Raw genomic sequence first — 18,891 nt, forward strand, 5'->3', positions numbered from 1 at the left:
CGCCGCTGCCGGTTTGACGCAAAGAAAGGCTTTTGCCTCGGCGGTTTTTTGGCCTATGAGTGGCACGCCTTTTCAAGCAATGGCGCGATCGGCTTTGGCGCGCCGCCGTGGGAACACATGTCGCACAATACATTCGGTCACCTCTTCCGCGTAACCACCTGGGGCGAAAGCCACGGTCCGGCGCTCGGCTGCGTCGTCGACGGCTGCCCTCCAGGTCTGCGCTTCAAGCTCGAAGACCTGCAGGTCTGGCTCGACAAGCGCAAGCCGGGGCAATCCCGCTTCGTCACGCAGCGGCGCGAGGACGACCTGGTGAAGGTGCTGTCGGGCGTGATGCTCGATGCCGACGGCGAGACGATGACGACGACAGGCACGCCGATCTCCATGCTGATCGAGAACACCGACCAGCGTTCCAAGGATTACGGCGAGATCGCCCGGCAATACCGCCCCGGCCATGCCGATTACACCTATGACCTCAAATACGGCATTCGCGACCATCGCGGCGGCGGCCGCTCCTCGGCGCGCGAAACCGCAGCAAGGGTTGCGGCCGGCGGCATCGCCCGCCTCGTCGTGCCAGGCGTGACCGTGCGTGGCGCGCTGGTGCAGATCGGCAAGCACAAGATCGACCGCCGCAACTGGGACTGGGACCAGATCGGGCAGAACCCGTTCTTCTCGCCGGATGCGGCGATCGTCCCGGTCTGGGAGGAATATCTCGACGGCATTCGCAAGGCCGGCTCCTCGATCGGCGCGGTCGTCGAAGTGATCGCCGAAGGCGTGCCCGCCGGCCTCGGCGCGCCGATCTATTCGAAGCTCGACCAGGACATCGCCTCGCTGCTGATGTCGATCAATGCCGTCAAGGGCGTGGAGATCGGCAATGGTTTTGCCGCCGCCGAAACCTCCGGCGAAGACAATGCCGACGAAATGCGCATGGGCAATGACGGCACGCCGATCTTCCTTTCCAACAATGCCGGCGGTATTCTGGGCGGGATCTCGACCGGACAGCCGATCGTCGCGCGTTTCGCCGTCAAGCCGACCTCGTCGATCCTGACCGAACGCCAGTCGATCGACGCCGATGGCAAGAATGTCGACGTGCGCACCAAGGGCCGGCACGACCCCTGCGTCGGCATCCGCGCCGTACCCATCGGCGAAGCGATGGTCGCCTGCGCCATTGCCGATCATTATCTTCGGGATCGCGGCCAGACCGGCCGTCTGAAATAGGAGCGTCCATGTCTTACGATCAGAAACGCGTCGTCGACGCCATCAGGGCCTTCGAGGCCGGCGAAATTGTCGTCGTCATGGACGACAATGACCGCGAGAACGAGGGCGACCTGATCGTTGCCGCCGTGCATACCACGCCGGAGAAGATGGCCTTCATCGTCCGCCACACCTCAGGCATCGTCTGCGCGCCGATGCCGAAGGAGGAGGCCAAGCGCCTCAACCTCAACGCCATGGTGGCCGAGAACGATTCGGCCCATACGACGGCCTTCACCGTCTCGGTCGACTTCAAGCACGGCACGACGACCGGCATCTCGGCCGACGACCGGACGCTGACGGTGCGCAACCTCGCCAATCCGAATGTCGGGGCCGCCGATTTTGTCCGTCCGGGCCATATCTTTCCGCTGATATCGCGTGAAGGCGGCGTGCTGATGCGCTCCGGCCATACGGAAGCGGCCGTCGACCTCTGCCGGCTCGCCGGCCTGCCGCCGATCGGCGTCATCTCCGAACTGGTCAATGACGACGGCACCGTCACCCGCGGTCCGCAGGTGGTCGATTTCGCCGAGAAGCACGGGCTGAAGCTTGTCTCCGTCGCCGATCTCATCGCCTATCGCCAGCGGAAGGAAACGCTGGTTGAGCACGGCGCGAGCTTCGACATCGACACGCCGTTCGGCAAGGCCAAGGCCCATACCTATGCCCTGCCCTGGGACCCGATGCAGCATCTTGCCGTCGTCTTCGGCGACATCCGCGACGGCGTCGACATTCCGGTGCGCCTGCATCCGGAAAATGTCGCCGAGGACCTTTTCGGCAGGAAGAGCCCAGTCGATTTCTACATGGAGAAGATCGCTGCGGAAGGCCGCGGCGTCATCGTCTACCTGCGAGAGGGCTCCGTCGGCGTTGGCCATTACGACAACGGCCGCAAGGCCCGCAACCAGGGCCGCGAAGCCCATGCCGAGGCGCAGACGCGCGAGAGTGAATGGCTGGAAATCGGCCTCGGCGCCCAGATCCTCAAGGATCTCGGCGTCAGCTCGATCAGGCTGCTCACCAGCCGCGAGCGCCACTATGTCGGCCTGGAAGGTTTCGGGATCAAGATCAGCAAGACGGAGATCTGCTGAGGCCAGGCCCTCTCCTCCCTCATCAAAGCCACGACTGGCTATCTGATTTCGCTAGCAGATGGCGTTGGCAACAGGCCTCTGCGCGGTGAATGGGTTCCTCGTGTGCACCCCACACTCCGTCATGCTCGGCCTTGAGCCGAGCATCCACGCCGCATCCATCAGCAGCAGTCGCATGGATCCCAGGCTCAAGGCCTGGGATGACGGAGAGTGTGGTTGGCGTTGTTGCCAAAACCGCCGTCGGCGCACAGAAACGCCTTCATTCGGCCGGCTCTCATGACGGCCTCCCTTGTAAAGGCGAGAGACAGGCAGAGAGTAATTCGACTACCCTCTCCACCCCTCCAAAAGCACCACCTTCTCCACCCCCGCAAACCTCGCCACCCGCTCGAGCTCCGCCTCCAGCCGCTCCAGCCGCCCGGCCGACGCCCTCACGCCCGGTTCCAGCCAGAGCCGCCTGACGTCGAGCGTTGATTTCTTGCGGTCGGCCTTCATGTCGATGCGGCCGATCAGGCGGTCGCCTTCGAGCAGCGGGAAGACGTAATAGCCATACTCGCGCTTGGCTTCCGGCACGAAGACCTCGATGCGGTAGAAGAAGCCGAACAGGCGTTCGGTTCGGTTGCGATCGCGGATCATCGGGTCGAAGGGGCTGAGCACGCGGATGCGCGGCGGGGCATCGGGATGGCTGTCGAGCGTCGAGAGGAAATCGGCAAGGGCCCAGGACGGCCGCGCCTTGTCGTCGAGCGCCGGTTCGATCAGCACTTCGGTCAGCTCGTCGCGATGGGCCGATACCCAGGCCTTGGCCTCGTCGGGCGAGACCAGGTTCCAGAAGGCGGCGATCTCGCCGTGGGTGGCAAAACCGAGGCGGGCAAGCGCGCTGCGGCAGGCCCAGTCGACAAAATCTTCGCGGCTCACCTCCGGCTCGCGGAATTCGGCCGGGATGACACGCTCGGTCAGATCATAGATCTTCTGGAAATTCGAGCGGCCGGCGATGGCGAACTTGCCGGTGTGCCAGAAATATTCGAGCGCCGTCTTGTTCGGATGCCAGTTCCACCAGCCGCCGGAGACATGGCCATCGGCCTTGACGTCGCGCGCCAGCATCGCGCCGTCGCGCCGCACACGCTCATAAGTCTCCTCGAAAGCCGCCTCGAAACCCTCGCCGCGCCACTTGCGCCAGCGCTCGACGAGGACCTTCTCCTGGTGGCGGAACTTGTGCTTCCAATAGACGAAGAAGGCGCTGGGCAGGATCGAGGCATCGTGCGTCCAGTGCTCGAACAGCGCACGTTCCTTCTCCAGCAGCGCCTTCAGATGCTCGCGCCGATAGGTCTGGTTGCGGGAAAACAGGATCTGGTGATGCGCCCGCTCCACCGTCTGGATGCTGTCGACCTGGACGAAGCCGAGATCGTGGATGAGTTGCAGCAGGCCGGCCTTGGTCAAGGCGCGGTTCGGTGGGGCGCTGAGGCCCTGCTTGGCAAGAAAGACGCGGCGGGCATCGGAATTGGACAGCAGATTCGTCATGGCCGCATCATAATCCGGAAAATCTTCCTAGCCACCCGATATCGACAGGGAGATTTGCTCTTTGTAGAAGCACTGCTATCAGGTTGGCGCCAGCGGCTGCCCCTCACCCTAACCCTCTCCTCGCTCGCGGGGAGAGGGGACGTGCCATACGATAGGCATATGGGAACTGAGAGCTCGCGGCTTGTCCCGTCTCCCCGAAAGCGCGGAGACGGTGGCGGTAGCCGGATGAGGGGCTGGTGTCGGCAATCACCCTGTCGTGAAAAATGCGAGGGACTGGTTTGGACATACAATTCGAAAATGCCGGGGTCAGTTTCGGGGCACGGGTGGCGCTGGAGCCGCTGACGCTCGGCATCCGCGGCAAACGCATCGGCGTCATCGGGCTGAACGGCTCGGGCAAGACCACCTTTGCGCGGCTGATCAACGGGCTGACCAAGCCGACCAGTGGCCGCGTCATGGTCAACGGCCGCGACACGGCCGACGAGAAGACTGTTGTCGCCGATGTCGGCTTCATCTTCCAGTCGCCGCAGAACCAGATCATCCTGCCGATCGTCAAGGACGACATCGCTTTCGGGCTGAAGCGGCGCGGCTTCAGCAAAGCGGAGATCGAGGCAAAGGTCGAGGGCGTGCTTGCCCGCTTCGGCGCCGAGGCGCTGGCCGATCGCCGCGCGCACGAGCTTTCAGGCGGCGAACTGCAGGTGGCCGCACTCTGCTCGGTGCTGGCGACCGGCCCCGGCATTCTCATCCTCGACGAGCCGACCAACCAGCTCGACCTCAAAAACCGGGCACTGGTCGAGAGCATCATCGCCGGACTGCCGGAAAGCGCCATCGTCATCACCCACGACCTCGAACTGATCGCCGGGTTCGAGCGGGTTCTGCTGTTTCACCAAGGGCGGCTTGCCGCCGATGCGCCGGCGGCCGAAGCCATCGCGCGCTACAGGGAGATCGCCGCCTGATGCAATCGCTCTACGTCGAAGGCAACAGCCGCATGCACCGGCTCTCGCCGCGGGCAAAGCTCCTGTCGCTGACGACCTTCGCCATCCTGCTGTTCATCAACCACAATCTCCTTCTGCTCTCGGGCGCCGTGCTGGTGGCGGCGGTCCTCTACGGCACGGTCGGCCTGCCGCTCGGCGAGGCGCTGCGACGGCTGCGGCCGATCTTCCTGACGATTGCGGTCGTCGCCCTTTTCAACCTCATCTTCAACCCATGGCAGGCAGCGCTCGTGCCCGTGCTGCGGCTGACGGCGCTGATGCTTCTCGCCGCCAGCGTGACGGCGACGACGACCATTACCGAGTTCATCGACGAGGTGACGGCGCTCGCCCGCCCGCTCGAACGCACCGGCCGGGTTCAGGCCGACGATATCGGCCTCGCTCTCGGCCTGGTGCTGCGCTTCGTGCCTGAGATCGTCAACCGTTACCAGGCGATCCGTGAGGCGCACAGGGCTCGGGGGCTGAAGGTCCGGCCGACGAGCCTGCTCGCGCCGCTGATCATTCTGACGCTGAAGGACGCGGATAATGTCGCCGCTGCGATTGACGCGCGCCGCATTCGGCGGCATGGAAGTTAACGATTTTTTAATACGGAGTTCATGATGAGCACCCGCGACCTCGTCCTTACCGCCCTCTTTGCCGCGATCATCGTGGCGCTCGGCCTGCTGCCGCCGATCTCGCTCGGCTTCATTCCGGTGCCGATCACCGCCCAGTCGCTCGGCGTCATGATGGCCGGCGTCGTTCTCGGCGCCCGGCGCGGCGCGATCGCCGTTCTGATCGTGCTGCTGCTCGTCGCGATTGGCCTGCCGGTGCTTTCCGGCGGCCGCGGCGGCCTCGCGATCTTCGCCTCGCCGACAGCCGGTTTTCTCGTCGGCTGGATCTTTGCCGCCTTCGTGACCGGCTATCTCAGCGAACGGCTGGTCAACGACAAGCAGTCCGGCCTGGTCCAGACGGTGAGCTTCTTCCTCGCCGCCATGATCGGCGGGATCATCGTGCTCTACGCCTTCGGCATCACCTATCTCGCAACCGTCGCAGGCCTCGGCTTCACGAAAGCCTTCGTCGGCTCGATGGCCTTCATCCCGGGCGATGTGATCAAGGCCGTCGTCGCTGCCCTCCTCGGCCGCGCCGTCATGGTCGGCTATCCCCTGCTGCCGGCGCGCGCTTGAGCCGCGTAACGGCCGATACCTGCTGAGCATTCCGACAATGGCCGCCTTCCGCCGAATGCGGCCACTGTGCGTTGAAGGAAGTCGCGTGGATGCGCGCGTCAAGCCTGAGCAGGAGCAAGGGTGGAGTGAGCTCTGCGGCAGGGGCCTTGAGCGGGGGGCCTGCCGATCGCTCTCCTCAACCTCCGTCATTCCAGGCCTTGAGCCTGGAATCCATTCCTCGTGCTGCAAGAGGCCACATGGATGCTCGGGTCAAGCCCGAGCAGGACGGAGAGTGGGGTAAACCCCAAGGCAAGAACCGAGACGGGGAAATCGGACGTCATTGCGCGCCCGGCCTCCTCGATTTCACACCTAAGCCCGAGACTCCTTCGCCTGAAATTCGGCAGCGCGCTGCCCAAGCCGGTCGAGGAACCCTCGCAAGATCCTCCGGATCGGCGGCTCTCCCCATTTGCACACCGCAAGCGACATTGCGCAGACGATCGCGACGGCTAGAACCATTGCCAGGAGCGGCGCCAATCCCAGAGCAGTCAACCAGTCGAGAAGCTGGACGCCGATGGCGAAATGCAGGAGATAGAGCGGATAGGTCATCGAGCCGAGGGTCTTCACCGATTGAAGGAAGGAGGCCGGCAGGTGACTGATCCGCTTGCTGTAGCCGACGCTTGCAACGATCGACGCCAGCCCGGCCGCCCAGATAGCGATTGCGGGAAACGACGAGAAGCCATGGCCCGCAGCGGCGAGCGTACGATTGCTGGTGTTCTCGCCTGCCATGTAGATCTGAACAGCCCCCGTCGCCAGGGCGCAGAGGAAACCCAGCCAGGAAATTCGGTTCATCCGACCCTGAGAGAGCAGCCATATGTAGATGCCGATAGCGAATTGGCAGCCATAATAGAAGGGAATGGCCCGCCAGGCCGTCTCGGTGAATATCGACGGGATGGCTGCATCGGGAAAGGCGTATAACAGTGCAATGAATGCCGTGCTGGACAGCGACAGGCCTAGCGCCAGGGCGGGCATCCTCGTCTTTTGCCTAGCCGCGCACATGATGAAGACGATGGCGTAGAAACAGATCTCACATGCCAGCGTCCAATATTGGCCGTCTATCCAGGGCCCGCCGGGATAGAGCGTGATCGAGCGCAGATAATTCCAGAGGATGCGTCTGTTGACGTCTTGCGTCGCGATGATGATCAGCGTCAGCGATGCGCAGATCCATACCGCTGGGTAGAGCCGCAGAATGCGCCCCTTGAGAAAGGACAAGGCGCTGGCGGAAGCTGCGGAGTTAACGATGACGAAGCCCGATACGACGAAGAACAATTCGACGCCAACCCAGCCGGGTTGGGCGATGTTCTCGATCTCGGGCATTGGATACGGTCGGAGATATAAAGGCGAAGCCCAGGAAGCAAATCCAAGATGAAATACGGTCACCATCAGCGCGCATACAAATCGCAGTGCGTCGATCCCGTAAATATACGGGCTTCCAGCTTCAGATTTTGCCATATTGATTGTCTCCAACACTTATGCCCCGGCACCGCCTCGACTGAGATAGGGCGCACATTTCCTGCGACGACCCAAAAATGCATTGCGTGATGCGTTCGTCTAGGCCCGTCGGATCAGTTCTGCAACCCCCGCGCGTCTGAGATTGCGGCCTGTTTTGCCGGGCTGGAACAGAGTCTTGTTCGGGCAACAAAAAACCGCCTTGAGGCGGTCGGGCGTTCTATCGATTTCCGTTGATCTAGTCTCCTCCTCCACCGTCGCCGCCATCGCAGCCCCCGTCATCAGAGGCCTCGAACCCAATTCCGCCATCGCCACCCGAATCGGGACTGCGCCTGGTATTTTCGGTGGTCTGGGCAGTTGTTCCGGCTTTTACCGCGGTTACGGCGAAAGCGAGGAGGCCTGCAACGAGCATGGTCGTCAGAAGATATGAATCCAATCAGTTTCCTTTCGTTTGCTTCAGGAAATCGCGTTTCCTGATCAAAAGTGTAGATTATTTTTCAAGCGCCGCAATAGCACCAATATGAAACTTTCATGACATTTCAGCTCGGGTCAAAACGAACCGTGCCCGTGGTTTCCAGCCTATTCCATGGTCGGCGGGCCGCCGGATCGACACTCCGCCGTGAACCATTCCGCAAAGCGGCGAACCGGCTTCTTCGCCCAGGAGCTGGTGATCAGGTAATAGCCTTGAGTCTCTGCCGTCGAGATGTCCGAGAGCACAACGAGGTCGCCGCGATCGATCTCTCGCCGGAACACTTCGACAGGGCATAGTGCGACGCCATGCCCAGCGATTACCGCCGTGGCAAGAATGTTGAAGTCCTGGAATATCGGCCCGCGAAGCGGGTCGGGCGCCGTTATATCAGCCTTTCGGAACCATTCTTTCCAGCCGTCCATGGATTCATCGTGCAGCAGCTCGGCTGCCGCAAAGGGAACGCCGTCGGCCGTCCAGTTTCGCTTTGCCAGATAATGAATGCTGGCCACCGGCTGGTTGCGCCTGGAGAAAAGCAGGCGGCTCTCCCGTCCCCCTGACACGTCTTCTCCCATGGTAATGAGAACATCCAGGCTTTCGTCATCGAAGCGCTCTTCCGCTTTTGCATAGACGATCCTGACATCAAGATCAGGATCGCTCTCCCGGAAAGATGGAAGTGCCGGAACCAGCCAGCGCGACGCGATCGAAGGAATGCATCCCACGGTTATCGAACGCATATTGTGGTCTCTGCGCATGTTGCCGGTGGCGTGGGCGATGGCGGCCAGCGAGCCCGAGACGGCCAGATAATATTCGGCGCCCGCCGGCGTCAGTGCAACGCCGCGTCCGGATTTTTGCAGCAGCTTGCGTCCCATCCATGTCTCCAGATGTTTGACCTGGTGACTGATCGCGGCATGGGTCACGTGCAGTTCGTCTCCGGCCTTTGAAAGACTCATGAGCCGGGCGGTTGCTTCGAAGGCTCTCAATGCGTTCAGCGGCGGCAATTGCATATGTTCGAATTCCTCACATAAGCAGCAGGATCCATTGGCCGCCCGATATGTCAAATCTTTTAGTATCGCTTCGAACGTGCCGGAGAATATCCGATCGCCCTCGGCCCGCGCCAGATTATGTGTAGAATATTCTAACAAGTCTCTCAAATTAGATCATTTGAAAGAGTCGCGGCTGCAGTGCCTAATGGATCACGGAGATCAACACATCTCAGCCATTCGCGAGGAGACGAACATGTTTGTGAGAAGCCTGAGAGAAGTCGAGCAGACCGAGCGTTTCGTCGATTGGGGCAATGGCACAAGCCATCGTCTGCTGACCAGGGATGACGGGATGGGGTTTACCGTCTGCCACACCGTTGTTCGCGCCAACACCGAAGCCCTGCTGCAGTACCGCAACCATCTGGAGGCCTGCTACTGCATCCAGGGAGCAGGCGAGGTCGAGGATATGGACGGCAATGTCTTCCCCATCCGCGCCGGCGATATCTACGTTCTCGACAAACACGATCGGCACTATTTGCGGGGTGGCAAGGATGAGGATCTCATCCTCGTCAGCGTCTTCAATCCACCATTGAATGGCACGGAACGTCACGATCTAAGCAATAGAAGCGGTTCGGAATACTGAGCCGGCCGCCCCGCCCCGCGACCAATACCGCACACCACGCCGTTCAGGTTTTTTCGCCGCCGCGGGCGATGGGCCGGGGCGGAAAGCGATGGGTTCGGCGGTGGCCGTCAAACCAGCCCCGGCACGACGAACACCAACCAGGCGACGATCGGGCCGATAATGGCAATCAGCGCGCTATAGATCAGCAACTGCTTGAGGACCTGCTCTCGCCTGTCATCCGGCGCATTGGCGACCACAAGAGCGCCATTGGTGGAAAAGGGGCTGGTATCGACGATCGTCGTCGAAATCGCGATGGCCGCGACCACGCCTATGGCGCTGACATGTCCCTGCATGAGGAACGGAACCGCAAGCGGGATGATGGCGCCGAGCAGCGCGGTCGAGGATGCAAAGGCCGAGACGATGGCGCCGGTAAAGCAAAGCAGGAGCGCCACCAGCAGCGGCATGCCGAGACTGGATATGCCGTTCGCGACATAGTCGACCGTACCGGCCTTCTCCATGACGCCGACATAGGTGATGATGCCGGCAATCAAAAGCACGGTCGACCAGCTGACCTTGTCGATGGCCGCCTTCTGGGTCTTCGGGGACAGCAGCGCCAGCGCAACGGCGACGGTCATGGCGACCAGACCGACATTGAACTTGAAAACCAGGGCGCCGATGCCGAGCGCCGTCAGGCCGATCAGGGTGGTGATTCTCTCATTGTTCAGACGCAGCGTCGCCGCCGTATCGGCCGCAGTGCCGTAGGCATGGTCCCGGATCGGCTTTGCCGGCGTGCCGCCGTGGCCCCTGATCGAGGCCGACACGCCCTCGGGATGCAGTTCGGGCAAGGGGCCAGGTGATGTTGCCGGCGCGTGCTTCATGACCTTTGCGCCGCCGAAGGCGAAGAACACCAGCACTGATATCGCCAGGTTGAAGAAAAAGCTCGAGAGAAACAACGACGTCGGAGCGAAAGGCAGGCCGGCCTTCGCGACGATCTGGTTGGTGATGCCGCCATAGATGCTGATCGGTGAAAAGCCGCCTGCCTGGGCGCCGTGGATCACCATGAGACCCATCATCACCGGGTGAATGCGGTACTGAATGGCAAAGCTCAGGGCCACAGGGGCGAGAATGGCCACTGCGGCCGGCCCAAGCGCGCCGAAACCGGTGATGACGGCGGCGACGAGGAACATAACCCAGGGGATCAGACCGATGCGTCCACGCACCAGGCGGACGGCGCATTCGACCAGCCAGTCGATGGTGCCGTTGATCTGCGCGATGGCGAAGAGGTAGGTGACGGCGACGAGCGTCAGGAACAGATCGCTCGGGAAGCCGGCAAAAATATCGCCGGTCTTCATGCCGATTGTCATGGAGCCGAGGACGAAGGCGCCGGCAAAAGCGAGCGCGCCCATGTTGATCGGCTGGATCGTCGCAATGATGAACATCGCGACCAGCAGGCCTATGGCCAGTATTTCAATACCCATGATTCCCCTCCCTCCGGCGCCTCCAGCGCCGTAGCTGTTGCGTTCAAGTTTGATGCGGATGCCGACACGCCTCCTCCCAAAGGGCGGTCGCCTTACGTCCTGGTGTAAAGATCGGCGTATTGCTGCCGCAGGATGTTCTTCTGAACCTTGCCCATCGTGTTGCGCGGCAGGTCGTCGGCGAAGATGATGCGTTTGGGTTGCTTGTAGCGCGCGAGGCGGTCTTGGAGGGCGCTGACAATGCTCTTTTCATCCAGGACGGCGCCAGGCTTGCACACGACGACGGCGGTGACGCCTTCGCCGAAATCGGGATGCGGCACGCCGATCACAGCGCTTTCGACCACACCGTCGATCTGGTCGATCTCGCTCTCGACCTCTTTCGGATAGATGTTGTAGCCGCCCGAAATCACCAGATCCTTGCCGCGGCCGACGATGTGGACATAGCCGTCCCGATCAATCTTGCCGAGATCGCCGCTGATGAAGAAGCCGTCGGCGGTGAATTCGGCCGCGGTTTTCTCCGGCATGCGCCAATAGCCCTTGAAGACGTTCGGCCCCTTGATTTCGATCATGCCGGTTTCTTCAGGCGGCAGCACCTGTCCGGTGGCGGGATCGGTCACCCGCACCGTCACGTCAGGCAGCGGCAAGCCCACCGTCCCGGCAATCCTCTTTCCGTCATAGGGGTTCGACGTGTTCATATTGGTTTCGGTCATGCCGTAGCGCTCGAGAATCGCGTGGCCTGTCCGCGCCTGGAACGCGGTATGCGTCTCTGCCAGCAGCGGCGCCGAGCCTGAGATGAACAGGCGAATGTTGGCCGCCGCCTGTTTGTCGAAGCGCGGGCTTTGCAGGAGACGCACGTAGAAGGTCGGCACGCCCATCAGCATCGTTGCCTGCGGCATCAGCGAAACGACCTCATCGGCGTCGAACTTCGGCAGCAGGAACATCGAGGCGCCGGCGAGCAGCGTGACGTTGGTGGCGACGAAGAGCCCGTGCGTGTGGAAGATCGGCAGGGCATGAATCAGCCGGTCATCTGATGTGACGCGCCAGTAGTCCCGCAGGGTCAGGGCGTTGGAGAGCAGATTTCCATGGGTGAGCATCGCTCCCTTCGAACGGCCCGTTGTTCCCGAGGTGTAGAGGATCGCGGCCAGATCATCGGCGGCGCGCGAGGCATCGACAAAGTCGGCCGGCTCGTCGCGCGCAAGATCGAGCAAAGAGCCGCTACCGTCGGAGTCGAGGGTTTCGACGATCGCGCCGTGGCGTTTGGCGATGGTCTCCACGCCTTCCCGTGCGGCCGGGGCGACGACCACCAGACGCGGCTCCGCATCACCGATGAAATAATCGAGCTCGGCCAGCGTATAGGCGGTGTTGAGCGGCAGGTAGACGGCACCGCTGCGAAGACAGGCGAGATAGAGGATGAGCGCCTCGACGCTTTTTTCGACCTGCACCGCAACCCGGTCGCCGGGACGGATGCCGAGCGTGTCCATCGCGCCGGCGATGCGGCCGGAAAGAGCGAAGGCGTCGTCATAGGTCCATAGGCGGGTGCTATCGATCCGGATGAACGCTGCGTCGCCGGGCGCGGCGGCCCGCATGGCGTCGAAAAGATGGTTGCTCACTTTCGCCCTCCTCCAAGCGTGGAATTCATCAGTTGTACGAATGCTCGAGAGCCCTGCTGGCCATGGCCGCCGCGGCGGCCGTCATCGCTCTGGCTGAGCAGGTTTTTGACGGCGGGCGAGGCGATCACTTCGCCGCGCTGCGCCAGCGCCTCGTGGTTGGCGACGATGTCGTCGAGCTTGTAGAGGTAATTGACCATCAGACCGTGCGCCTGCTGGATAGCCTTGGGCGAGCGGTCGCCGAGGAAATTCAATCGTTCAAGCCGCGCGCCATTGCCGAGATGGAAGCGGGCAACGGGATCGACGGGACGGCCCTCCGGCGTCCGCTCGGTCAGGAAGTAGCGCGCCGCAAGCGGCAGCAATATGCGCTCCACTTCGGCCGCGCCGTTCTCCTTGCCGGGCCAGTTCGGATCGTCGAGCAAGGCCAGCATTTTCAGGACCGCTTCGGATAGAACCAAGCCGTCTGCCGCGGCGCGCACCTTGGCAAGCCAACGGGCAAAGCCCGGGACCGGCGAGAGTGTGACGAAATTCTTCAGGTCGGGCAGGTCCCGGCGCAGGTCTTCCACCACCTGCTTGATCAGGAAATTGCCGAAGGAGATCCCGCGCAAGCCATCCTGGCAGTTGGAGATCGAATAGAAGACGGCCGTCGTCGCCTCGTCGGCATTGATCTGCTCCCTGCCCTCATCGAGCACATCGGCGATCGCCTTCGGCACGGATCGGGTAAGCGCCACCTCAACGAAGACGAGCGGCTCGTCGGCCAGTCGCGGATGGAAAAAGGCAAAGCATCGACGGTCGGCCGGCGCCAAGCGACGGCGCAACTCCTCCCAGCTGGCGATCTCATGCACGGCCTCGTATTTGATGATCTTCTCCAGGATGTTTGCCGGCGTCGACCAGTCGATGGGTCGCAGCGTCAGGAAGCCGCGATTGAACCAGGAGCCGAACAGATGCGTGAAGTCGGCATCAAGCGCGTCATAGGCTTCTGATCGGTCTTTGGAAGCAAGCAGCTGCTGACGCATGCGAACGAGCGTGGCGGTACCGTTCGGCGCGTGATTCAACCGGCGCAGAAGCTCCTGCCGCCGCGGCTCGGCTGCCTGGTGGAGCGCAATAACGGCGGCCGAACTCTTGTCGGTGCGGTAGCGTTCAATCGCCTGGTCGAGCTTGCTCGCATCAGGTCCGAATTTTTCGTGAAGCATCTGGAGGAATGTCTGCGCGCCCTCGCTGTCGAGGGCCTCCCAGCGATCGAGTATCTCGGCCGCAAGGGCCATGCCGGATGCTTCGCCCCGGCTCGACAGCAGCATTTCACAGAGGGTCTGAAGATCGGCTTTGGCGGCGGCCTGCGTGTTGCGTGAGCCGGAAAACAAAAGCTGGCGACCGTGATCCGTGATGCTTTGCAGCATGTCGGTGAAGAAAGACGCCTCGGGCATGCCATTCTCCTCTCTTCCGAAGACCAGCCGTATTGTGCGGCCATTCAGACGATCTGCTTCCCATCGTCGGGCTTCATCGGTAGTATGTAGAGTGTCATCTTTCGTACACGGCGTCAACATTCGTGTATACAAGAATGGCGCTTGTGTATGAAGGATGCGAGACAAATGTCAGAGAATGCCGGTCGGTGGCTTCGGGATGAGATTGAAAACGCGATACTTTCCTACGAGTTCGCCCCCGGTGAACGGCTTGATGAAACGGTGCTTGCCAATCGGTTCGGCGTATCGCGAACGCCGGTGCGCGAGGCGTTGATGCAGCTTGACGCCATCGGGCTGATCGAAATCCGCCCGCGCCGCGGTGCGATCGTGATAGATCCCGGGCCGCACCGGATCTATGAGATGTTCGAGGTGATGGCGGAACTCGAAGGCCTGGCGGGATCGCTCGCCGCACGCCGGCTGGACAAGGCCTCCCGTGAAGCGATCACCGCCACCCACAGCCGCTGCGAACAATCGGCCGGCGCCGGCGACAGCGATGCCTATTATTACGACAATGAGGAATTCCATAAGGCGATCTACGCGGCAAGCCGCAGCGATTTCCTTGAGGAGCAATGCCAGCAATTGCATCGACGCCTGCGACCCTATCGCCGTCTGCAGCTGCGCGTACGCAATCGGCTCTCGACGTCCTTCGCTGAACATTGCGCCATCGTCGACGCGATCTTTGCCGGAGATGGAGATGCCGCCCGCCGCCTGCTGCGAACGCATGTCGGCATTCAGGGCGAGAGGTTCAGCGATCTGGTGGCCAGCATGGCGTCGAGATGACGAGAGGCCCAAATTTCAGCCGGCGGAAAGCCGAGGCGCATCGCGGAGATCAAGGAAACCATCTGCGTAAAAACCGCAAGCACCGGGCTCTTACTCTTGAGGTTCATCTCCGCGATGCGGGGAAACGAAAATGTTTTTCTTATTGGGCCAGGCCGAGAGAAGTGCTTTCCAGAAATCCCGCAGCGCCAGAAGCTGCGCGGCTCTCTGTGTTCCATACATGAACGTCACGACGTCGTCGGCGTCCCACCGACCGGTCTCTCGCTCGTCCTTCATCGCTACCCGCCGCAACGCCCCTAATCCAAAAACCCATACAGCCAGTCGCGCGTTTCCTCCGGCAGGGAGGCCGGCTGCTCGTCCTCTCTGTTGCGGGCCTGCCAGATGATCTCGACTTCGGCGGCGCGCTCCTCGCCGGTGTCGATCGAAACGAGGAAGCCGATGGAACGCACGCCGATCTTGTCGATGGCGGCGGTGAAGATTGCCGGCTCGTCATGGTGCAGCGGGCGGTGAAGCATGCAGGAGATCTTGCTGGCGCTATAGAGCGGTTCGTCGTCTACATCGGGCCGTGCCGACCAGAAGCTCGCAATAACGGATTCAGCGTAAGAAATATAGGAGGCCAGGAACATCTTGCCGTTCATATCGACATCGCGAAACGGCACGCGTATTTCCGTCACCCCAGGACGCTTTGACTCACTCATCAACAATACTGCCTTACAACATTCCCCCAAACCGACATTACTGCATAATTGATTGGATCGAAACAGATTTGATTCAAAGCGTTAGAGCCTGGCTTGCAGGTTGTTGAAGGCGCGCCGGTGCGACGATGCGACCGGTGCAAACAATGGGCTGAACGGTTCGCGTCCGATAGCGTGCGAAACCGCCGCGGGAGCACTTGTTGAAATCGGCGGGCAATGCCCCATCTGCTGTGGATCATGACAGAAGCGGCCGATAGAGTGTCTCCATGAGCACCCGTCTTTATGAACACCCGATCTTCCTCGAACATGTGACGCCCGCCGGCCATCCGGAGCGATCGGACCGGATCCGCGCCATCAATGTCGCGCTGGAACATCCGAATTTCGAACGGCTGGAGCGCCGGCAGGCGCCTGAGGCGAGCGAGGATGCGGTGCTGCTGGCGCATCCGGAGGAGCATCTTGCCGCCGTGATGCGGGAAATCCCCGAGGAAGAGGATCGGATCAACCAGCTCGAAGCCGATACTTATGCCAGCGTCAAGAGCCTGCAGGCGGCGCTGACCGGGATCGGCGGGGCGATGGCGGCGGTGGACGATGTCTTTTCCGGCCAGGCCGACAATGTCTTCGTCGCCGCGCGTCCGCCCGGCCATCACGCCGAGAAGATGACGGCGATGGGCTTCTGCTTCTTCAACAATGCGGCGATCGCCGCCCGTCATGCGCAGAAGAGGCATGGCGCCGAGCGCGTCGCCATCGTCGATTGGGACGTGCATCATGGCAACGGCACCCAGGATATTTTCTGGGACGATGCCTCGGTGCTGTTCTGTTCGACGCATCAGATGCCGCTCTATCCCGGCACCGGCGCCAAGGAGGAGAAGGGCAAGCACAATACCATCGTCAATGCGCCGCTTTCGCCGAATGTCGGCAGCGACCATTTCCGCGAAGCGTTCAAATCGCGCGTGCTGCCGGCGCTCGACGATTTTCGGCCGGATCTGATCATCATCTCCGCCGGCTTCGACGCGCATCACCGCGACCCGCTGGCGCAGATCAATCTGACGGGCGAGGATTTCGACTGGGCGACGGGCAGAGTCCTGGAACTGGCCGACCGGCACGCGAAGAACCGGGTCGTCAGCCTGCTCGAAGGCGGTTATGATCTCGAGGGGCTGGCCGAATCGGCGGGCATGCATATTCTGAGAATGATGAAGGGTTGAGAATGACTGACAGCGCCAAGCCTGAAGTATCAGGCCTTTCCTTCGAAAAGGCGGTCGCCGAACTCGAAAGCATCGTTGCCCGGCTGGAACGCGGCGACGTGGCGCTTGATGAATCAATCGAGATCTACGAGCGCGGCGAAGCGCTGAAGAAACATTGCGAGACGCTGCTTTCGGCGGCCGAGAACCGCATCGAGAAGATCAGGCTCGACCGCGCCGGCAGGCCACAGGGCGTCGAGCCGCTGGACGGCGCCTGAGCGTAGCGAACGCGGCACTTGAAGACGCTTGGCGATCGGCTTTCGGTCGATCTATGATCCCCTTCCGGAACCATCAGGGGACAAACAATGACGGACAGATTGAAGAGCAAGGTCGCCATCATCTCGGGCGGCGCGACCGGCATGGGGGGGGCTGCCTCGAAGCTGTTTGCGGCCGAAGGCGCGCGCGTTGCGATCATCGACCGCAATGGCCAGGCGGCCGCCGAGACGGTGAAACAGATCCGTGATGACGGCGGCGAGGCCGACTGCTGGACGGCCGATGTCTCGGACGAAGCCGCCGTCAATGCCGCCGTGGCCGGCGTCGAGGAACGCTATGGCTCGGTGACGGTCCTCTTCAATCATGCCGGCACCATCGTCATCAAGCCTTTCCTGGAGACGACGCTTCAGGAATGGGACTGGCTGCACGCCGTCAATGTGCGCTCGATGTTCCTGATGACCAAGGCGGTGCTGCCGAAGATGATCGCCGCCGGCGGCGGATCGATCGTCTGCACCTCGTCGATCTCGGCGGTCGCCGCCACCCCGATGGAAGTGCTGTACGACACCACCAAGGGCGCGGTGCACATGTTCGCCCGCGCCATCGCCGTCGAGTTCCGCGACCGAAACATCCGCTGCAACGCCGTCTGCCCCGGTTTCATCCGCACGCCGCACGGGCTGCGCGAGGTCGCCGACCTGCAGGCGCTCGGCGTCGATGTTTCGGATGCCGCCATTGCCGCGCAGCAGGGACGGATCGGCGAACCGGAAGACGTGGCGCGCGCCGCCCTTTATCTCGCCAGCGATGAATCGAGCTTCGTCAATGGCGCTCATCTCTTCGTCGATAACGGCTTCACCGCGATCTGACATCATGGAGCCTCTTCGGCACATCCTGTTGGACGCGCGGCGCTGCAGGGACTATTTGTGGTCGACGTCCCTGCAAGCGGAGATCCCTCATGTCCTTCTTTCCCGGTAAAGATCCCCTGCCCGGCGATGCCTTCGCCTGCGATGCGATCGAGAACCTGATCATTCCGCGCACGAGCGACATCGGCGGCTTCCAGGTGCGGCGCGCGCTGCCGACGCGGCAGCGGCGGCTCGTCGGGCCGTTCATCTTCTTCGACCGCATGGGACCGGCGATCCTGAAGCCCAATGAGGCGCTCGACGTCAAGCCGCATCCGCATATCGGCCTGTCGACCGTTACCTACCTCTTCGACGGCGAGATCCGCCATCGCGACAGCCTCGGCACCGAAAAGGTCATCCGTCCCGGCGACATCAACCTGATGACGGCCGGCCGCGGCATCGTCCATTCCGAGCGCACGCCGGACAATCTGCGCGGCCACCCGTTGCTGATGTCCGGGCTGCAGACATGGCTCGCGTTGCCCGACGACAAGGAGGAGATCGATCCTTCCTTCGCCCATACGGAAAAGACCGACATGCCGCTGATCGAAACATCAGGGGTGCGCGGCCGGGTCGTCATCGGTTCGTTCGAAGGCATGAGATCGCCGGTCGGCACGTTCTCCGACACGCTCTATGTCGATCTCAACCTGCAGCCGGGCGTCCGCTTTCCCTTCGGCGCCGGCCATGAGGAGCGCGCCGTCTACGTGCTGTCGGGCGAGGTGGTCATCGCAGGCGATCGCTTCGTCGCCGATCAGTTGCTGGTCTTCCGGCCCGGCGATCCGATCACGCTGGAAGCCGGCGGCGACGGCTGTCATCTAATGCTCTTCGGCGGCGCGGCGCTGAATTCGAAACGCTATATCTGGTGGAATTTCGTCTCCTCCTCGAAGGAACGGATCGAAAAGGCCAAGGAGGAATGGCGCACTGGCCGCTTCGATATCGTGCCGGGTGACGAAGAGGAATTCGTGCCTCTGCCGGAGGGGTGACGGCGGCGG

Annotated in this window: 19 protein-coding genes; 11 read left to right on the top strand and 8 right to left on the bottom strand. The window is 62.2% G+C overall.

What is annotated here, in order from left to right:
- Nucleotides 1–117: 117 nt before the first annotated feature.
- Nucleotides 118–1,215: a chorismate synthase gene (gene aroC, locus HJC04_RS16650; RefSeq protein ID WP_210628944.1), complete on the top strand. Its 1,098-nt coding sequence runs from the start codon at nt 118–120 to the stop codon at nt 1,213–1,215.
- Nucleotides 1,216–1,223: 8 nt separating this feature from the next.
- Nucleotides 1,224–2,327, top strand: a complete 1,104-nt coding sequence (gene ribB / locus HJC04_RS16655; RefSeq protein WP_210628945.1) for a 3,4-dihydroxy-2-butanone-4-phosphate synthase — start codon at nt 1,224–1,226, stop codon at nt 2,325–2,327.
- 321 nt (nt 2,328–2,648) lie between these two features.
- Here the strand turns inward: ribB and HJC04_RS16660 are convergent, their stop codons facing one another.
- Nucleotides 2,649–3,839, bottom strand: coding sequence for a winged helix-turn-helix domain-containing protein (locus tag HJC04_RS16660; RefSeq protein ID WP_221146665.1), 1,191 nt, complete (start codon nt 3,837–3,839; stop codon nt 2,649–2,651).
- A gap of 278 nt (nt 3,840–4,117) precedes the next feature.
- Between HJC04_RS16660 and HJC04_RS16665 the strand changes: the two genes are divergently transcribed.
- Genes HJC04_RS16665 through HJC04_RS16675 form a run of 3 tightly spaced genes read left to right on the top strand, consistent with a single transcriptional unit; the run spans nt 4,118 to nt 5,988 of the window.
- A complete protein-coding gene (locus HJC04_RS16665; RefSeq protein WP_210628947.1) occupies nt 4,118–4,792 on the top strand; it encodes an energy-coupling factor ABC transporter ATP-binding protein in 675 nt (224 codons plus the stop codon).
- A complete protein-coding gene (locus HJC04_RS16670; protein WP_210628948.1) occupies nt 4,792–5,400 on the top strand; it encodes an energy-coupling factor transporter transmembrane protein EcfT in 609 nt (202 codons plus the stop codon). Before HJC04_RS16665 ends, HJC04_RS16670 begins: the two co-directional genes overlap by 1 nt.
- Nucleotides 5,401–5,424: 24 nt before the next feature.
- Nucleotides 5,425–5,988 carry a biotin transporter BioY gene (locus tag HJC04_RS16675; protein WP_210628949.1) on the top strand — a complete coding sequence of 188 codons (564 nt, stop codon included), beginning with the start codon at nt 5,425–5,427 and terminating at the stop codon, nt 5,986–5,988.
- 348 nt (nt 5,989–6,336) lie between these two features.
- Here the strand turns inward: HJC04_RS16675 and HJC04_RS16680 are convergent, their stop codons facing one another.
- On the bottom strand, nt 6,337–7,476 hold the full coding sequence (locus HJC04_RS16680) for an acyltransferase (RefSeq protein WP_221146666.1): 1,140 nt from the start codon (nt 7,474–7,476) through the stop codon (nt 6,337–6,339).
- A gap of 576 nt (nt 7,477–8,052) precedes the next feature.
- Nucleotides 8,053–8,946 carry a LysR substrate-binding domain-containing protein gene (locus tag HJC04_RS16685; RefSeq protein WP_221146667.1) on the bottom strand — a complete coding sequence of 298 codons (894 nt, stop codon included), beginning with the start codon at nt 8,944–8,946 and terminating at the stop codon, nt 8,053–8,055.
- A gap of 232 nt (nt 8,947–9,178) precedes the next feature.
- Here HJC04_RS16685 and HJC04_RS16690 point away from each other — a divergent pair, with 232 nt between their 5' ends.
- Entirely contained in the window at nt 9,179–9,565 is a 387-nt protein-coding gene (locus HJC04_RS16690) for an ectoine synthase (protein WP_085779980.1), read from the top strand.
- Between the two features lie 107 nt (nt 9,566–9,672).
- Here the strand turns inward: HJC04_RS16690 and HJC04_RS16695 are convergent, their stop codons facing one another.
- The 3 genes from HJC04_RS16695 to HJC04_RS16705 form a co-directional block, all read right to left on the bottom strand.
- Entirely contained in the window at nt 9,673–11,022 is a 1,350-nt protein-coding gene (locus HJC04_RS16695; protein ID WP_221146668.1) for an SLC13 family permease, read from the bottom strand.
- A gap of 92 nt (nt 11,023–11,114) precedes the next feature.
- Complete coding sequence (locus HJC04_RS16700; RefSeq protein ID WP_221146669.1) at nt 11,115–12,629, bottom strand: malonyl-CoA synthase; 1,515 nt, start codon at nt 12,627–12,629, stop codon at nt 11,115–11,117.
- Entirely contained in the window at nt 12,626–14,050 is a 1,425-nt protein-coding gene (locus HJC04_RS16705) for a malonyl-CoA decarboxylase (protein ID WP_221146670.1), read from the bottom strand. The genes HJC04_RS16700 and HJC04_RS16705 overlap by 4 nt, the downstream gene beginning before the upstream one ends.
- 165 nt (nt 14,051–14,215) lie before the next feature.
- Here HJC04_RS16705 and HJC04_RS16710 point away from each other — a divergent pair, with 165 nt between their 5' ends.
- On the top strand, nt 14,216–14,866 hold the full coding sequence (locus tag HJC04_RS16710) for a GntR family transcriptional regulator (RefSeq protein ID WP_221146671.1): 651 nt from the start codon (nt 14,216–14,218) through the stop codon (nt 14,864–14,866).
- A gap of 90 nt (nt 14,867–14,956) precedes the next feature.
- Here the strand turns inward: HJC04_RS16710 and HJC04_RS16715 are convergent, their stop codons facing one another.
- Together HJC04_RS16715 and HJC04_RS16720 are read right to left on the bottom strand one after the other, a co-directional pair.
- Nucleotides 14,957–15,139 carry a hypothetical protein gene (locus HJC04_RS16715; RefSeq protein WP_221146672.1) on the bottom strand — a complete coding sequence of 61 codons (183 nt, stop codon included), beginning with the start codon at nt 15,137–15,139 and terminating at the stop codon, nt 14,957–14,959.
- 20 nt (nt 15,140–15,159) lie between these two features.
- Nucleotides 15,160–15,561 carry a thioesterase family protein gene (locus tag HJC04_RS16720; protein WP_085777184.1) on the bottom strand — a complete coding sequence of 134 codons (402 nt, stop codon included), beginning with the start codon at nt 15,559–15,561 and terminating at the stop codon, nt 15,160–15,162.
- A gap of 263 nt (nt 15,562–15,824) precedes the next feature.
- Between HJC04_RS16720 and HJC04_RS16725 the strand changes: the two genes are divergently transcribed.
- The 4 genes from HJC04_RS16725 (at nt 15,825) to HJC04_RS16740 (ending at nt 18,882) form a co-directional block, all read left to right on the top strand.
- Nucleotides 15,825–16,760: a histone deacetylase family protein gene (locus HJC04_RS16725; protein WP_221146673.1), complete on the top strand. Its 936-nt coding sequence runs from the start codon at nt 15,825–15,827 to the stop codon at nt 16,758–16,760.
- A gap of 2 nt (nt 16,761–16,762) precedes the next feature.
- The gene (locus tag HJC04_RS16730) at nt 16,763–17,014 is read left to right on the top strand and encodes an exodeoxyribonuclease VII small subunit (protein WP_039618216.1); all 252 of its coding nucleotides are present in this window, start codon (nt 16,763–16,765) and stop codon (nt 17,012–17,014) included.
- Nucleotides 17,015–17,101: 87 nt separating this feature from the next.
- A complete protein-coding gene (locus tag HJC04_RS16735) occupies nt 17,102–17,869 on the top strand; it encodes an SDR family NAD(P)-dependent oxidoreductase (RefSeq protein ID WP_221146674.1) in 768 nt (255 codons plus the stop codon).
- Between the two features lie 89 nt (nt 17,870–17,958).
- Nucleotides 17,959–18,882, top strand: a complete 924-nt coding sequence (locus HJC04_RS16740; RefSeq protein ID WP_210628958.1) for a pirin family protein — start codon at nt 17,959–17,961, stop codon at nt 18,880–18,882.
- The last annotated feature ends 9 nt before the right edge of the window (nt 18,883–18,891 follow it).

Source organism: Rhizobium sp. NLR8a, assembly GCF_019685235.1.
Lineage (GTDB): Bacteria > Pseudomonadota > Alphaproteobacteria > Rhizobiales > Rhizobiaceae > Rhizobium.

Excerpts from the sequence above, each read along its gene's own strand:
- HJC04_RS16660 (WP_221146665.1), bottom strand. The coding sequence starts at position 3,839 with ATGACGAATCTGCTGTCCAATTCCGATGCCCGCCGCGTCTTTCTTGCC.
- HJC04_RS16670 (WP_210628948.1), top strand. The coding sequence starts at position 4,792 with ATGCAATCGCTCTACGTCGAAGGCAACAGCCGCATGCACCGGCTCTCG.
- HJC04_RS16735 (WP_221146674.1), top strand. The coding sequence starts at position 17,102 with ATGACGGACAGATTGAAGAGCAAGGTCGCCATCATCTCGGGCGGCGCG.
- HJC04_RS16690 (WP_085779980.1), top strand. The coding sequence starts at position 9,179 with ATGTTTGTGAGAAGCCTGAGAGAAGTCGAGCAGACCGAGCGTTTCGTC.
- HJC04_RS16680 (WP_221146666.1), bottom strand. The coding sequence starts at position 7,476 with ATGGCAAAATCTGAAGCTGGAAGCCCGTATATTTACGGGATCGACGCA.
- HJC04_RS16740 (WP_210628958.1), top strand. The coding sequence starts at position 17,959 with ATGTCCTTCTTTCCCGGTAAAGATCCCCTGCCCGGCGATGCCTTCGCC.
- HJC04_RS16685 (WP_221146667.1), bottom strand. The coding sequence starts at position 8,946 with ATGCAATTGCCGCCGCTGAACGCATTGAGAGCCTTCGAAGCAACCGCC.
- ribB (WP_210628945.1), top strand. The coding sequence starts at position 1,224 with ATGTCTTACGATCAGAAACGCGTCGTCGACGCCATCAGGGCCTTCGAG.
- HJC04_RS16720 (WP_085777184.1), bottom strand. The coding sequence starts at position 15,561 with ATGAGTGAGTCAAAGCGTCCTGGGGTGACGGAAATACGCGTGCCGTTT.
- aroC (WP_210628944.1), top strand. The coding sequence starts at position 118 with ATGTCGCACAATACATTCGGTCACCTCTTCCGCGTAACCACCTGGGGC.
- HJC04_RS16725 (WP_221146673.1), top strand. The coding sequence starts at position 15,825 with ATGAGCACCCGTCTTTATGAACACCCGATCTTCCTCGAACATGTGACG.
- HJC04_RS16730 (WP_039618216.1), top strand. The coding sequence starts at position 16,763 with ATGACTGACAGCGCCAAGCCTGAAGTATCAGGCCTTTCCTTCGAAAAG.
- HJC04_RS16715 (WP_221146672.1), bottom strand. The coding sequence starts at position 15,139 with ATGAAGGACGAGCGAGAGACCGGTCGGTGGGACGCCGACGACGTCGTG.
- HJC04_RS16695 (WP_221146668.1), bottom strand. The coding sequence starts at position 11,022 with ATGGGTATTGAAATACTGGCCATAGGCCTGCTGGTCGCGATGTTCATC.
- HJC04_RS16705 (WP_221146670.1), bottom strand. The coding sequence starts at position 14,050 with ATGCCCGAGGCGTCTTTCTTCACCGACATGCTGCAAAGCATCACGGAT.
- HJC04_RS16710 (WP_221146671.1), top strand. The coding sequence starts at position 14,216 with ATGTCAGAGAATGCCGGTCGGTGGCTTCGGGATGAGATTGAAAACGCG.
- HJC04_RS16675 (WP_210628949.1), top strand. The coding sequence starts at position 5,425 with ATGAGCACCCGCGACCTCGTCCTTACCGCCCTCTTTGCCGCGATCATC.